General features: G+C 73.4%; 12 protein-coding genes. 8 read left to right on the forward strand and 4 right to left on the reverse strand.

The annotated features are described in order from the left end of the window. Positions 1-39 precede the first annotated feature (39 nt). From iolD to iolC, 4 genes are read right to left on the reverse strand one after another with little or no spacing between them, the layout of a single operon-like run. Positions 40-1,926 (reverse strand): 3D-(3,5/4)-trihydroxycyclohexane-1,2-dione acylhydrolase (decyclizing), encoded by a 1,887-nt coding sequence (iolD, locus tag ACGF0J_RS35970; protein WP_393153396.1) that lies wholly within the window; start codon positions 1,924-1,926, stop codon positions 40-42. Next, entirely contained in the window at positions 1,923-2,783 is an 861-nt protein-coding gene (iolB, locus tag ACGF0J_RS35975) for a 5-deoxy-glucuronate isomerase (RefSeq protein ID WP_393153398.1), read from the reverse strand. Before iolB ends, iolD begins: the two co-directional genes overlap by 4 nt. Then, positions 2,783-3,721: a deoxyribose-phosphate aldolase gene (locus ACGF0J_RS35980; protein ID WP_393153400.1), complete on the reverse strand. Its 939-nt coding sequence runs from the start codon at positions 3,719-3,721 to the stop codon at positions 2,783-2,785. The genes iolB and ACGF0J_RS35980 overlap by 1 nt, the downstream gene beginning before the upstream one ends. Next, positions 3,718-4,641 carry a 5-dehydro-2-deoxygluconokinase gene (gene iolC, locus ACGF0J_RS35985; RefSeq protein WP_393153402.1) on the reverse strand — a complete coding sequence of 308 codons (924 nt, stop codon included), beginning with the start codon at positions 4,639-4,641 and terminating at the stop codon, positions 3,718-3,720. Before iolC ends, ACGF0J_RS35980 begins: the two co-directional genes overlap by 4 nt. A gap of 231 nt (positions 4,642-4,872) precedes the next feature. On the opposite strand from iolC, the gene ACGF0J_RS35990 reads away from it, so the two are divergent. Genes ACGF0J_RS35990 through ACGF0J_RS36025 form a run of 8 tightly spaced genes read left to right on the forward strand, consistent with a single transcriptional unit; the run spans position 4,873 to position 14,944 of the window. Continuing rightward, positions 4,873-6,261, forward strand: a complete 1,389-nt coding sequence (locus tag ACGF0J_RS35990; RefSeq protein ID WP_393153404.1) for an extracellular solute-binding protein — start codon at positions 4,873-4,875, stop codon at positions 6,259-6,261. Further along, the gene (locus tag ACGF0J_RS35995) at positions 6,236-7,162 is read left to right on the forward strand and encodes a carbohydrate ABC transporter permease (protein WP_393153406.1); all 927 of its coding nucleotides are present in this window, start codon (positions 6,236-6,238) and stop codon (positions 7,160-7,162) included. Before ACGF0J_RS35990 ends, ACGF0J_RS35995 begins: the two co-directional genes overlap by 26 nt. After that, complete coding sequence (locus ACGF0J_RS36000) at positions 7,159-7,977, forward strand: carbohydrate ABC transporter permease (RefSeq protein ID WP_393153408.1); 819 nt, start codon at positions 7,159-7,161, stop codon at positions 7,975-7,977. The genes ACGF0J_RS35995 and ACGF0J_RS36000 overlap by 4 nt, the downstream gene beginning before the upstream one ends. Next, complete coding sequence (locus tag ACGF0J_RS36005) at positions 7,978-9,048, forward strand: ABC transporter ATP-binding protein (protein ID WP_393153410.1); 1,071 nt, start codon at positions 7,978-7,980, stop codon at positions 9,046-9,048. Then, positions 9,045-10,232, forward strand: coding sequence for a CehA/McbA family metallohydrolase (locus tag ACGF0J_RS36010; RefSeq protein WP_393153412.1), 1,188 nt, complete (start codon positions 9,045-9,047; stop codon positions 10,230-10,232). Before ACGF0J_RS36005 ends, ACGF0J_RS36010 begins: the two co-directional genes overlap by 4 nt. Continuing rightward, positions 10,229-11,116, forward strand: a complete 888-nt coding sequence (locus ACGF0J_RS36015) for a TIM barrel protein (RefSeq protein ID WP_393153474.1) — start codon at positions 10,229-10,231, stop codon at positions 11,114-11,116. Before ACGF0J_RS36010 ends, ACGF0J_RS36015 begins: the two co-directional genes overlap by 4 nt. 13 nt (positions 11,117-11,129) lie before the next feature. After that, positions 11,130-12,218, forward strand: a complete 1,089-nt coding sequence (locus ACGF0J_RS36020; RefSeq protein ID WP_393153414.1) for a Gfo/Idh/MocA family protein — start codon at positions 11,130-11,132, stop codon at positions 12,216-12,218. Then, positions 12,215-14,944 carry an alpha-mannosidase gene (locus ACGF0J_RS36025; protein WP_393153416.1) on the forward strand — a complete coding sequence of 910 codons (2,730 nt, stop codon included), beginning with the start codon at positions 12,215-12,217 and terminating at the stop codon, positions 14,942-14,944. The genes ACGF0J_RS36020 and ACGF0J_RS36025 overlap by 4 nt, the downstream gene beginning before the upstream one ends. The last annotated feature ends 5 nt before the right edge of the window (positions 14,945-14,949 follow it).

Raw genomic sequence — 14,949 nt, forward strand, 5'->3', positions numbered from 1 at the left:
GGCCCGCCGTCACGCCGCCCGGGCGGTGGGACGGCGGGGTCAGCCGGGCGGGGTGAGGCGCGGGCGCTGTTCCTTCTTGCCCGCCTCGTACGCCTGCCGGGACGCGCGGCCCGCGTCGGTCGTCGACAGCTCGGCCACCGGCACGTCCCACCACGCCTGCGACGACGGCGCGGAGACCGCCGGGTCGGTCCGGACGTGGATCACCGTGGTCCCGGTGGCCGCGCGGGCCGCGTCGAGGGCCTTGCGCAGGCCGTCCATCGAGTCGGCCCGCAGCACCGAGGCGCCGAGGCTGGCGGCGTTGGCCGCGAGGTCCACGGGGAGCGGGCCGCCGTCGTAGCGGCCGGTGCCGCGGTAGGCGTAGGAGGTGCCCAGCCGGTCGGCGCCGACGCTTTCGGACAGGTTGCCGATCGAGGCGAACCCCGCGTTGTCGACCAGGACCACGACCAGCTTGATTCCCTCGGCGACGGCCGTGACGAGCTCCTGGGCCATCATCAGGTAGGACCCGTCGCCGACCATGACGAACACCTCGCGTTCGGGCGCCGCCAGCTTGACGCCGAGCCCGCCGGCGATCTCGTAGCCCATGCACGAGTAGCCGTACTCGACGTGGTAGCTGCCCGGGCCGCTGGGGCGCCAGAGCTTGTGCAGGTCGCCGGGCATGGACCCGGCCGCGCACACGACCACGCCGTCGTCTCCGGCGGCGGCGTTGACCGCGCCGATGACGGCGGGCTGCGGCAGCGGCGCGCCGTCATCGGCGTCGAGGGCGTACGCGGCGTCCACGGCGGCGTCCCAGGCACGGTTCAGCTCGGCGGTCCTGGCCCGGTGGGCGTCGGGGGCGGCCCAGCCCGTACACGCCTGCGACAGGTCGGCCAGTCCCTCGCGGGCGTCGGCGACGAGCTGCGTGCCGGACAGTTTGGCCGCGTCGAAGCCGGTGACGTTGAGGTTGACGAAGCGGGCGTCCGCCGCGAACAGCGAACCGGAGGCGGTGGTGAAGTCGCTGTAGCGGGTGCCGACGCCGATGACGACGTCGGCCTCGCGGGAGAGCGCGTTGGCGGCGGTCGTGCCGGTCGCGCCGACCGCGCCCACGGCCAGCGGGTGGCCGTGCGGCAGCGCCCCCTTGCCCGCCTGCGTCTCGGCGACGGGGACGCCGTGCGTCTCGGCGAAGGCGCGCAGGGCGTCGGTGGCCTCGCTGTAGAGCACCCCGCCGCCGGCGACGACCAGCGGCCGCCGGGCCGACCTCAGCAGGTCGGCGGCGCGGGCGACGGCGGCCCGTTCGGGGCGCGGCCGGGGGATGTGCCAGACGCGCCGGGCGAACAGCTCCTCCGGCCAGTCCCACGCCTCGGCCTGCACGTCCTGCGGCAGCGCCAGCGTCACCGCGCCCGTCTCGGCCGGGTCGGTGAGTACCCGCATGGCGGCGAGCAGGGCCGGGGGGAGCTGCTCGGGGCGGTTGATCCGGTCCCAGTAGCGGGAGACCGGCCGGAAGCAGTCGTTCACCGACACGTCGTAGGAGCGCTGGTCCTCCAGCTCCTGCAGCACCGGGTTGGCCACGCGGGTGGAGAAGACGTCGCCGGGCAGCAGCAGCACCGGCAGCCGGTTGATCGTCGCGCCCGCAGCGCCGGTCACCATGTTGGTCGCGCCGGGCCCGATCGAGGTGGTGCAGGCCAGCGTGGCCAGGCGGTTGGCGGCGCGGGCGTAGGCGGCGGCGGTGTGCACCATCGCCTGCTCGTTGCGGGCCAGCCGGTAGGGCAGGTCCTCGGCGGAGGGCGAGGTGGCCAGCGCCTGGCCGAGCCCGGCCACGTTGCCGTGGCCGAAGATGCCGAGGCAGCCGCCGAAGAAGCGGTGCTCGACGCCGTCGCGTTCGGTCCACTGCGCGGCCAGGAAGCGCACCAGGGCCTGGGCGACGGTCAGCCGGGTCGTCGTGTCCGTCATCGTGTCCTCCCGAACGGCAGCCTGGGGTCGGGGGCCTGGTCCTCCCAGGAGGAGCGGATCCAGGCGTGGCGGGGGTCGTCGCAGAAGGCCATGGTCCGCTCCTCGGCGGGGCCGGCCAGGACGTTCAGGTAGTACATGTCGTAGCCGGGGGTGGCCATGGACGGGCCGTGGTAGCCGTAGGGGACGAGCACCACGTCGCCGGTGGTCACCTCGGCGAGGGTGTCGATGCGGCCCCGCCCGGAGGAGTAGACCCGCTGGTAGCCCATGCCCTCGCCGGCGACCTCGAAGTAGTAGACCTCCTCCAGCACCGCCTCGCCCTCGCCGGGGGTGTCGTGCTTGTGCGGGGGGTAGGAGGACCAGTTGCCGCCGGGGGTGAGGACCTCGACGGCCACGAGCTTGTCGCAGTCGAAGACGCCGGGGGCGCAGAAGTTGTTCACCTGGCGGGTCGCCTGCCCGGCGCCCCGGATCTCCACGGGCACCTCGGAGGCGGGCACGTGGCGGGGTGGGAGCGGGCGGGCGGCCCGGGCGGACGGCAGCGCGACGCGGCCCCGGCCCTCCAGCGTCACCTGGGAGGCGATCGGGACGTATGCGAAGTCGGAGGGGCCGTGGAACACCGACTCCCTGCCCCGCAGCTCCCACTCGACCGTCTCGTCAGGCGAACCGTCAGGTGCGCAACGCACGGTGCAGGAGCCCGCCAGCGGCAGGATCACCATCTCCTCGCCGCCCGTGCCGAACGACACCGGCGCGTCGTCCAGCTCCACCACCCGCAGGCCGGAGTACGTCCAGCCGGCGACCTCGGGGGTGATCTCCACCGACCAGGGGCCGTTGGCGGCCTTGCCGTAGGGAAGGTACGTCATCAGTGAACCTCTCGAACCAGGGCGGCCGCGCCGTCTACGGCCGTTGCGACGTCGTCGTCCGGAGGGTAGAGCAACGCCCGGCCGACCACGAGGCCGCGTACGCCCGGCAGCCGCAGCGCCCGCCCCCAGTCGGCGTAGGCGGTGTCGATGTCGGGCGGGTCGCCGCCCAGGAGCAGCGCGGGCAGTGTGGTGGCCGCCATGACCCGCTCCATCTCGGCGACCGCGGGGATCTTCAGCCAGGTGTAGGCGGAGGTGACGCCGAGCGCCTGGGCGACGCTGATGGACTTGATGACGGCGTCGGGCGACAGGTCGTTGCGCAGCGTCCCGGCGCCGGAGCGGCGCGACCAGAACGGCTCGACCATGGCGACGAGCCGCCTGCGGGCCAGGTCGGTGACGGCGTGCGCGCACGACTCCAGCGTCTGGGCCGTCGCCGGGTCGGCCGGGTCGATGCGGCAGAGCATCTTGCCGCCGTCGAGCCGCATCGCGTCGATCGCGGCGGCGTCGTAGCCGGTGAACCGGTCGTCCGCCTCGAACACCGCGCCCTGCAGTCCGCCCCGGTTCATCGAGCCGAAGGCGAGCTTGCCCTCCAGCGCTCCGAGCAGCAGCAGGTCCTCCAGCACGTCGGGCGTGGCGAGGATGCCGTCGACGCCGGGCCGGTCCAGCGCCACGCGCAGCCGGTCGAGCAGGTCGGCGCGGCTGGCCATGGCCAGCGGCCGGTCGCGTACGGCCAGCGCGCCTCGCGCCGGGTGGTCGGCGGCGATGACGAGCAGCCGGTCGCCGGCGCCGGGCAGGTCGCGCCGCTGTCGCCGGGCGGCCGCCTCGGCGATGCCGCCGGGGTTGGTGGCGCGGATGCGGGTGAGGTGCTCGTAGGAGGTGGCGGCGGGGGGGTGCCCGGGGGGGCCCGCGGAGGGGGCGGGGGGCAGGGTCGTCTCGCTCATAGCAGGGCCTGCACCTCGTCCGTCGTCGGCATCGCGTCGGCGCAGGCCAGGCGGGCGGCGACGAACGCGCCCGCCGCGTTGGCGAAGCGGATCGTGCGCTCCAGCGACCAGCCCCGCACCAGCCCGAGGCAGACGGCGCCGCCGAACGCGTCGCCCGCGCCGATGCCGTTGACCACCTCGACCTTGACCGGCTCGGCCACCACCCGCTCGTCGGCGCTGCGCGCCAGGACGCCGTCGGGCCCCATCTTCACGATCGCCACCCGCATCCCGGCGTCGAGCAGCGCCTGTGCGGCGGCTTCCGGGTCGCGGACGCCCACGGCGTTCTCCACCTCGTCGAGGTTGCCGACGGCGACGTCGGCGTGCGGGAGCAGCTCGCGCACCCGGTCGCGCCCGGCTTCGGCGGACTCCCACAGCATGGGCCGGTAGTCCAGGTCGAAGACGGTCCAGCCGGAGGTGCGCGCGGCCAGCGCGGCGGCGTGGGCGGAGCGGCTGGGCTCCTGGCTGAGGCCGGTGGCGGTGAACCAGAACACCCGGGCGTCGCGGATCGCGGCGAGGTCCAGCGACTCCGGGGTGACCTGGAGGTCGGGTGGATGCTCGCCCCGGTAGAAGTAGAGCGGGAAGTGGTCGGGCGGGAAGATCTCGCAGAAGGTGACCGGGGTGGCGGGGCCGGCGACCGTGGCCACGTAGGAGTCGTCGACGCCGAACCCGCGGATCGCCTGCTTGACGTACTCGCCGAAGGGGTCCGCGCCGGTGGCGGTGATCACCGCGGCGCGCAGGCCGTGGCGGGCCGCCGCCACGGCGACGTTGGTGGGGCTGCCGCCGAGGAACTTGCCGAAGGTCTCGACGTGGGCCAGGCCCACGCCGGTCTGCAGCGGGTAGACGTCGACGCCGCAGCGTCCGATCGTGATCAGGTCGAACAACGCACCTCCAGAGGGCTCTGGTCCCCCAGTACGACGTAATGTCCTGACATTAGCATGTCCGTTATCGTCTGCTCGGGGTGCCGAGCATCGCCCGATCCGGGCGGGGTAGGGGTCGCCGCTCCGGCCGGTGACCGGTTCGACACTTTCCTGAAATATAGCCAGCCCTTTACGACATATGAATGTCATGACATATTGGCGTGTGCTCCGTAAGAGACCAGTCGGAGGGTAAGCATGGGAGTGCGGAAGCGGTCGTTGGGGTTCACTGCGGTGCTGGCCGCGTCCGGGCTGGCCCTGGCCGCCTGCGGCCAGTCATCGGGTGGCGGCGGGGACGCGATCGAGCTCACGATCGCCCAGAACGCCATCGCGGGCGGCAAGAACGCCGCGGCCGCGGAGTTCATCGCCAAGTGGGTCATCCCCAAGTTCGAGGAGGCCCAGAAGGCCAAGGGCAAGAACGTCACGGTCAAGTTCGTCCCCAGCGGCGTCGACGACGAGCAGTACAAGACCAAGCTCTCCCTCGACCTCAAGTCGGGCAAGGGCGCGGACGTGATCGACATCGACGGCATCTGGGCCGGTGAGTTCGCCCAGGCCGGCTACATCAAGCCGCTGTCGGAGCTGGTCGGGCCGGAGGCCGACTCGTGGGACGGCTGGCAGCAGATCCCCGAGGCCGTGCAGGGCATGGCCACCTACGAGGGCAAGAAGTACGCCCTGCCGGTCGGCACCGACGGCCGCGTCCTCTACTACCACAAGCCCGTCTTCGCCAAGGCCGGGCTGCCCGCCGACTGGCAGCCCAAGAGCTGGCAGGAGGTCCTCGACGCCGGCGCCAAGCTCAAGGCCGCGGGCGTGCCCGTGCCGATCCAGATCAACGCCGGCACCGCGATGGGCGAGGCCACCTCCATGCAGGGCGTGCTGCCGCTGCTGGCCGGCGCGGGCGGCGAGGTGCAGAAGGACGGCAAGTGGACCGGGGCCGCCCAGCCGCTGAAGGACGCGCTCGGCCTCTACCAGAAGATCTACGGCGGAGGGCTCGGCGACCCCCGGCTCCAGCAGGACGCCAAGGGCCGCGACAAGTCCTTCCAGCGCTTCGCCGAGGGCGAGGTCGGCATCCTCATGGAGGGCGACTACTTCTGGCGCGGGGTCGTCAACCCCAAGGAAGGCATCGCCAAGATGGAGGACCGCGACCAGAGCGTCGGCTACGCCCTCATCCCCGCGATGGAGCCCGGCAAGGGCATCCGCGGCCAGGACTTCGTCAGCATGTCCGGCGGCGCGCTGCGCACGGTCAATCCGCACAGCAAGCACCCCAAGGAGGCGTTCGAGCTGCTGACCTTCACGCTGTCCCCCGAGGCGCTGAAGGAGGAGGCCAAGAACGGCAGCATCCGCGTCACCCCGCGCACCGACGTCAACAAGGAGCTGCTCGCCGGCGACCCGCTGCTGACGTTCATCTCCGAGAAGGTGCTGCCGCTCACGGCCTACCGTCCGCCCGTCGCCGTCTACCCGCAGGTGTCGGTCGCGCTGCAGGAGGCCACCACCGCCGTGGTCGGTGGCACGACGCCCGACCAGGCGGCGGCCGACTACCAGAAGAAGCTCGAAGGAATCGTCGGTGGCGCAGGCAACATCGCTTCCTGACAGCACCGAGGAGAGGCCGGCCCGCCGCTACAGCGAGGACGCGGCGGGGCTGGGCCGACTGCGCGCGGGCGCCTTCACCGCGCCCGCGCTGGCGCTCATCGCGGTGTTCCTGGTCTTCCCGGCGCTGTGGGTGCTCTACCTCGGGCTCACCAACTACCGGCTGACCGGCATCGCCGCCGCCGACCCGCAGATCGTCGGCGTCGACAACTTCCTCACCGCGCTGGCCAACCCCAGGTTCTGGAACTCGACGTGGCTGACCGTGGAGTTCGTCGCCGGCTCGGCGGTGATCGGCCAGGCCGTGCTCGGCTTCGCCATCGCCTGGATGCTGCGCGACCGGCGCGGCCCGCTGCGCCGGATCGTCGAGGGCATCGTCATCCTCGCCTGGATCCTGCCCAGCGCGGTCGTGGCGTTCCTGTGGGTTGCGCTGCTCGACCCGTCCGACGGGACGCTCAACGCCGTGCTCGGGCTGACCGACTTCGCGTGGCTGCTCGACCACCCCATGCTGTCCATCATCGTCTTCAACATCTGGCGCGGCACCGCCTTCTCGATGATGCTGTACGCCGCCGCGCTCGGGAACGTGCCGCCCTCCCACCTGGAAAGCGCCCGGCTGGCCGGCGCGTCCGGCTGGCAGCAGCTCAGGGACGTCGTCTTCCCGCACATCAGGGGGCACGTCCTGACCAACCTGCTGCTGATCAGCCTGTGGACGTTCAACGACTTCTCGCCGTTCATGCTCACCGCGGGCGGACCCGACGGCAAGTCGGAGGTGCTGGCCGTGCACGTCTACAACGAGGCGGTCCGCAACGGCTCGCTCGGCTACGGGGCGGCCATCTCCACGATCATCCTGCTGATCAACCTGGTCGTGGCGGTGTTCTACCTGCGCCTGCTCAGGAGTAAGCGATGACGCGGTTCGTGCTCGGCCGGATCGGATTCTCGACGCTGATCGCGGTGCTGCTGGCGTTCTTCACCCTGCCGCTGCTGTGGCTGGCGTCGGCGCCGCTCACCAGCGACCCCACGTACAAGGTGTCGGTGCCCGACTTCACCTGGGAGAACTTCCAGACGATCCTGGAGCACCCGTACGCGCTGCCGTCGCTGTACAACTCGCTGGTGCTGTCGGTCGGCACGGCCCTGGTCGTGGTCCTGCTGGCGGCGCTGGCCGCCTACGCGCTCAGCCGGGTGCACCTGCCGGGCCGCGACGTGCTGCTGTACATCCTGCTGCTGCTGTCGTCCATCATCACCGGCACGGCGGCCATGGTGCCGCTGTTCCAGCTCGCCGTGGACCTGCAGCTCATCGACTCGCAGTTCGGGCTCATCCTCATCCTGTCCGGCGGTCTGCTCCCCGCGGCGATCTTCATGCTCAAGGACTTCATGGACGCCACCCCCAAGTCGTACGAGGAGTCGGCGCGCGTCTTCGGGGCCACCCCGCTGCAGATCGTCCGCCACGTCGTCGTCCCCCTGGTACGGCCCGGTCTGGCGACGATCGCGGTGTGGTCCGTGGCCAACGTGTGGGGCAACTTCCTCATGCCGTTCCTGCTGCTGCGGGACGTCGAGAAGCAGCCCGCCGCGGTGATCATGTACACCCTGTACACCGAGGGCGGCCAGGCCAACCTGCGCCTGCTGTCCACGTTCGGCCTGCTCTACTCGGTGCCGGTGGTGGTCATGTATCTGATCGTCAGCAAGAAGTACGGCTTCCGCTTCCACGGAGGGATCAAGCGCTAAATGGCCGCCATCGAACTGCGAGGCCTGACCAAGGTCTACCCGGGCGGGGTGCGGGCGCTCGACGCGCTCGACCTGGTCATCCCCGACGGCGAGTTCTTCGCCCTGCTCGGCCCGTCCGGGTGCGGCAAGACCACGCTGCTGCGCACGATCGCCGGACTGGAGACCGCGACCGGCGGCTCCGTCGTCATCGGCGAGCGCGACGTGACCGGCGTGCAGCCGGGCGGCCGGGACGTCGCCATGGTCTTCCAGGACTACGCGCTGTTCCCGCACATGGACGTCACCGACAACATCGCCTACCCGCTGCGCATCAAGAAGGTCGCCAAGGCCGCCCGGCAGGCCAAGGCCACCGAGGTCGGCGCCCGGCTCGGCCTGGAACACCTCATGGACCGCCGCCCCGGCCAGTTGTCCGGCGGCCAGCAGCAGCGCGTCGCGCTGGCCCGCGTGATGGCCACGCAGGCGCAGGCGTTCCTGTTCGACGAGCCGCTGTCCAACCTGGACGCCCGGCTGCGACTGGAGGCGCGCACGTTCCTCAAGAAGCTGCAGCGCGAGCTGGGCGTGACCACCGTGTTCGTCACCCACGACCAGGCGGAGGCGCTGGCCATGGCCGACCGGATGGCCGTCATGGAGGCCGGTCACATCCGGCAGATCGGCACGCCGGCAGAGGTGTTCCAGCGGCCCGCCAACACGTTCGTCGCCGCCTTCATCGGCTCCACCCCCATGAACCTCCTCGACGGAGTCGTGCGCGGTGGCACGCTGGAGGTGGCCGGGTGCGCGCTGCCCGTCCCCACGTCGGCCCAGGGCCTGCTGACCGACGGCGAGAAGGTCGTGTACGGCGTGCGGCCCGAGTACAACGCCTACGCCAGTGAGCCCGCCGAGGACGCGCTCGGCGGCAAGGTGGTGATCATGGAGAACCTGGGGGCCGCCCACCTGGTGACGCTCGACGTCAACGACGTGCCGGTGCAGGCCATCGTGCCCGAGGGCCGCGAGCCCGCCATCGGCGACCAGGGCTGGGCCGTGCCCCGCCGCGACCGGGCGCTCGTCTACCGCGACGGCGAGCTGGTGGCGGGATGACGGTGATCCGGGGCCACTGGAGCCTGGACGACCGGCTGGAGCGGATGCTGCGCGAGGTGGCCTTCGAGGTGCCGCCGGGCACCGCGGCCGTGACCGTGCGGCTCGGCTACGACCGGGCGCAGGGCGTGCTCGACCTGGGATGCGGCTCACCCCGGGGATTCCGCGGCTGGTCCGGCGGGGCCCGCGACACGTACACGATCACCGAGGACTGGGCGACGCCCGGCTACCTGCCGGGCCCGACCGAGCCCGGCACCTGGCACGTGTGGCTGCGGCTGCACCGGGTGCCGCCCCAGGGCCTCGACTACACCCTGGACATCCGCGCCGAGACGGCCGTCCCCGAGCGGCCCGCAGCCGAGGAGCCGCCCGCCGCCGACCGGCCGCCGCGCCGCGACCTGCCCGGCCTCGACGGCCTGCGCTGGTACGCCGGGGACTTCCACGCGCACACCCTGCACAGCGACGGCACGCTGACCGTCGGCGAGCTGGCCGCGCTGGCCCGCGGCCGTGGCCTGGACTTCCTGGCCGTCACCGACCACAACACCGTCAGCCACCACCCCGAGCTGGCCGCCACGGACCGGGGCATCGCGCTGCTGCCCGGCCAGGAGGTCACCACCGACCGCGGCCACGCCAACGTCTTCGGCGACGTCGGCTGGGTGGACTTCCGCGAACCCGCCGACTCCTGGCTGCGGCACGCCCGCGACCACGGCGGCCTCATGTCGATCAACCACCCGCTGGGCGGCGACTGCGCCTGGCTGCAGCCGCTAGCCGAACGGCCCCGGGTGGCCGAGGTCTGGCATTCCGGCTGGTGGGACCGACGCTGGGGCGCCCCGCTGGCCTGGGCCGACGCCTGGCGCGACGACCTGGTCGCGATCGGCGCGAGCGATTTCCACCGCGAGGGTTCCGACGGCCTGCCCGGCTCGCCCACCACCTGGGTGCTGGCCGAGGACCCGGCCGCGGCCTTCGAGGCGGTCGCGGCCGGCCGCACCGCCATCTCCGCGGGCCCGGACGCGCCACTGCTCCTCCGGCTCGGCGACGAACTGCTCGCCCTGGACGCCGACGGGCTGGTCCTGGTCCGTCCCGGCGGAGGCCGCCAGGTGATCCGCGGCGACCGGGTGCTGGTGCCGGCCGGGGAGGGACGGCACCGTCTGGAAACCCACGAGAACGAGGTGATGGCGCTGTGCGCATGATCAAGGTGGCCAACGCTCCGGTCAGCTTCGGCGTCTTCGAGCTGAGCGACGCGCCGCCGCCGCTGACCGGCGCCGAGATGGTCACCGCCATCGCGGACGCCGGCTACGACGGCATCGACCTCGGCCCGCTCGGCTACCTGGGCACCGCCGCCGACCTGGCCGGCCGGCTGGGCGGGCTGCTGCTCGCCGGCGGCTGGGCCGACCTGCCGTACCACGACGCCGACGGCTTCCGGGCGAAGCTGCCCGAGCTGGACGCGACGCTGGACGTGTTCGCCGCGGCGCCCGCCGTGGACGGGCCGTTCGCGCCGCGCCCCACGCTCGGCTGCTCCGGCTCGCCCGAGCGCTTCGCCCGCCCCGGCGGGACCGCGCCCGGGCTCGCCCCCGGCGACTGGGCCGGGTACGCCGCCCGCGTGCAGGAGACCGCCGACCGGTGCCGCGAGCGCGGCTTCGAGCCCGCCTTCCACCACCACCTCGGCACCTACGTCGAGACGCCGCAGGACGTCGAACGGCTCCTGGAGCTGACGGACGTGCCGCTCTGCCTCGACACCGGCCACCTGCTGCTCGCCGGCGGGGACCCGGTCGCCGCCCTGCGCGACTGGGCGGGCAGGGTCGGCCACGTGCACGTCAAGGACGGCGACACCGAGATCCTCGGCCGGGCGCTCGCCGACGGCGCCGACCTGCGCGAGCTCATGGGCCGCGGCGGGTTCGCGCCGCTCGGCGAGGGCGAGCTGGACCTGCCGGGCGTGGTCGCCGCGCTGCGCGACACCGGCTACCGGGGGTGGGTCGTCATCGAGCAGGACACCCTGCCCGGCCGCCGCTCCGTCGAGCGGAACATCGCCGACCAGGCCGCCAACCGCGACAAGCTGAGAGAGCTGGGACTGTGAGAAGGAGCCCGCTGTGAAGATCGCGCTGCTCGGGTGCGGCGCCGTCACCCAGGCGGTGTACGTGCCGCTGCTGTCGCGCCGCCGCGACCTGTTCGAGGTGACCGCCGTCTGCGACCTGTCGCGCACGCTCGCCGACGCCGTGGGCGACCGGCTGGGCGCGACCGCCCGCTACACCGCCGTCGAGCCGATGCTGGCCGCCGGCGGGTTCGACGCCGTCCTCGTCCTCGCCTCCGGCTCCCACGGCGAGGCGGTACGCCAGGCGCTCGCCGCCGGGTACGCCGTGCTGTGCGAGAAGCCGCTGGCGCTGACCCGCGCCGAGGTGACCGCGCTGCCGGCCGGGCGGCTCATGGTCGGCTACATGAAGCAGTACGACCCGGCCGTGCGGCGGGCCGAGGAACTGCTGGCCGAGCTGGGCGGCCCCGCCGCCATCCGGTCGGTCGAGGTGACCGTGCTGCATCCGAGCGGGGACTCCCAGCTCGCCTTCGCCAACCTCACCCGCGCCCGCGACGTCGACGCCGGCCTGCTCGCCTCGTTGCGGGCGGCCGAGGACTCCCTCGTCTCCCAGGCGCTCGGCGAGTCAGCTCCGCGGCGGGTGCGGGCCCTGTACGCGGTGGCGCTCGGGTCGATCTGCCACGACCTTTCGCTGCTGCGCAGGTTCACCGGGTCGCCCGTCGAGATCTCGCACGTCGAGACGTGGGGGGAGGAGCCGGGGTCGGTCGAGATCTCGGGGCCGCTGCCGGCCGCCGGGCGGTTCGCCATCCGCTGGCACTACCTGGAGGACTATCCCGCCTACCGCGAGACCGTGGCCATCCACCACGACCGGGGGACCCTGGAGCTGGCCTTCCCCGCGCCCTACCTGATGAACGCGCCCACGACGCTGACCGTCGTGTCCCCGGCCTCCGGCGGGGAGAGCCGCACCGAGTGGCGTGACGTGACCGAGGCGTTCGAGACGCAGCTCGCCGCCTTCCACGCCTTCGTCACCGACGGCAGGGCGCCGCTGACCGGCATGGCCGGCGCCCTGGAGGACATCGTCACGGCCCAGCGCGTGGCCGCCCGTTACGCCGTACAGCACGACCTGCCCATCGGAGGGGAAGCCGCGTGAGCGCCGAGCAGACCGACAGGCCCGCCGAGATCGTCGTCGTCCCGCACACGCACTGGGACCGCGAGTGGTACGAGCCCTTCCAGCGCTTCCGGTTGCGGCTGGTGGCGCTGCTGGACGAGGTGCTCGACACGATGGAACGCGAGCCGGCCTACCACTTCACCCTCGACGGGCAGCTCGCCTGCGTGGACGACTACCTGGAGGTCCGGCCCGAGCAGCGGGACCGGATCGCCGCGCTGGTCGAGTCGGGACGGCTCGCGGTGGGGCCGTGGCAGATCCTGCTGGACGAGTTCCTGTGCTCGGGCGAGAACATCGTCCGCAACCTCGAACTCGGCATGGACCGGGCCGACAAGCTCGGCGGGGCCATGCCGGTCGGCTACCTGCCCGACATGTTCGGCCACACGGCCCAGATGCCGCAGATCCTGCGCAAGGCCGGGCTGCTGCACGCCTGCGTCTACCGCGGGGTGCCGTCGGCCGTGGTGACCGACGTCTTCGCCTGGGTGGCGCCCGACGGGACGGCCGTGCGCGCCCAGTACCTCCCGGCGGGCGGCTACGGCAACGGCGCGCACCTGTTCGAGGAGCCGGGGCGGCTGGCCGAGCGGGCGGCGGAGTTCACCGGGCGGATGCGCCGGTGGCATGGCCCGGAGGGGCCGCTGCTCGCCATGTACGGCACCGACCACTCGGCACCGGTGCGCGGCCTGCCCGGCATGGTGGCCGCGATCGGCGCCCGCATGGACACCTTGTCCGGATATATCGCGGCAAATGGTCAGGGTGGGGCCGTGGACGGGCTGCCGCGCGTCACCGGAGAACTACGCTCCCACGCCCGCGCGAACATCCTGCCCGGCGTCATCTCCGTCCGCGCGCACGTCAAGCAGGCCATGGGCCGCGCCGAGCGCATGGTCGAACGCTACGCCGAGCCGCTCGCCGCGCTCTGGGGCGAGGAGTGGCCGGGCCGCTTCCTCGACATGGCCTGGTGGCGGCTGGTCGACGCCAGCGGCCACGACTCCGTCACCGGCTGCGGCGTGGACGACACCGCCCAGCAGGTCGCCGCCCGCATCGCCGAGGCCGAGCACCTCGGGCAGGCCGTACGCGACATGGTGACCGCCAAGCTGGCCGCCGCCGTGCCGTCCGACGGCGTGCTCGTCGTGAACCCGACACCCGCCGCCCGGCGCGGCGTGGTGCTCGTGGACGTCGCCGGGCACGAGCCGCTCGTGGACGCCACGGGCCGCCGCCTGCCCCTCCAGCCGCTGGAGTACGCGCCCACGCTGCTGCTGGACGAGGAGATGGACCCGGCCACGGCGCTGACCTTCATCCACGGCACCGAGCTGTACGGCCAGCAGATCACCGGCTGGTCCGTCGAGGACGGCACGCTGACCTTCACCGTGGCCCGCGAGACGTCGGCCGCCTTCACGACGGCTGAACTGCGCGACCGCCTGCACGGGGTGACCCGGGTGCGGATCGTCGCCGAGCCGCGCCGCACGGTCGCCGCGCTCGTCGAGGTCCCACCGCTCGGCCACACCAGCCTGCGCCCCGCCCGGCAGGAATCCGCCGACCACTCGACCGCCGCGCAGCCCGCCGACGGCGCGGCGATCGCCCCGGTCCGGGTGGACGGGCAGGTGCTCGACAACGGCCTGCTGCGGGTCGAGGTGGCGGCCGACGGCACCCTCGCCCTGACCGGCGCCGACGGCGTGACGCTCACCGGAGCGGGCCGGATCGTCGACGGCGGCGACGTCGGCGACACCTACAACCACGCGCCGCCCGCCACCGACAGGATCGTCGACGAGCCCGAGGACGTCGAGGTGGACGTCGTCTGCACCGGACCTCTGGTGGCCGCCCTCGACGTGCGCCGCGGCTACCGGTGGCCGGCGGCCGGCGCCGGGATCGAGGGCACCCCCGAGCTGCCCGCCGCGTCCCGGACGGACGCCACCGAGGAGATCGTCGTCGACACCAGGGTCGAGCTGCGGGCGGGCGAGCCGTTCGTCCGGTTGCGCGTCACGTTCGACAACCGCTGCGCCGACCACCGGGTCCGCCTGCACGTGCCGCTGCCCGAACAGGCGACCGCCTCCCACGCCGAAGGCCAGTTCGCGGTCGTCACCCGCGGCCTGACGGCCGAGGGCGGGTGCGGCGAGGAGCCGCTGCCCACGTTCCCGGCCGCCTCCTGGGTGGCCGCCGGGGGAGTCGCGGCGCTGCTGGAGCACGTCACCGAGTACGAACTGGTGGACGAGGGCCGCGAACTGGCGCTCACCCTGCTCCGCTCGGTCGGCTACCTGTCGCGCAACCGCCACGCCCTGCGCCCCGAGCCCGCCGGCCCCCAGCTCCCCACGCCCGCCGCCCAGTCGCGCGGCCCCCGCACGGTGGACCTGGCGCTCATGCCGTACAGCGGGACCTGGTCGGCGGTGCCGCCGGCGGCGGAGACGTTCCGGCACGACCTGCTGCCCGTCCCCGGCTCGGGCGACCCGTCGCTGCCCCTGCCCGCGCCGGCCGCCGGCCTGACGGTGACGGGCGACGGCGTGGTCATGACCTCGCTGCGGATGCGCGACGACCGGCGCGAGCTCCGCGTCGTGGCCCTCACCCCGACGGCCACGGAAGCGGTCATCACCGGCCCCTTCACCCGTGCCCGCCACGCGGATCTCCGCGGCCGCCCCGGCGCCCCCTTGCCGGTCACCGACGGAACCCTCCGCCTTCCCCTGAACCCCTGGGAGATCGCCACCATCCAACTCGCCGACTGAGCGTG

Origin of the sequence: Nonomuraea sp. NPDC047897, assembly GCF_043204415.1 — a bacterium.
GTDB lineage: Bacteria > Actinomycetota > Actinomycetes > Streptosporangiales > Streptosporangiaceae > Nonomuraea.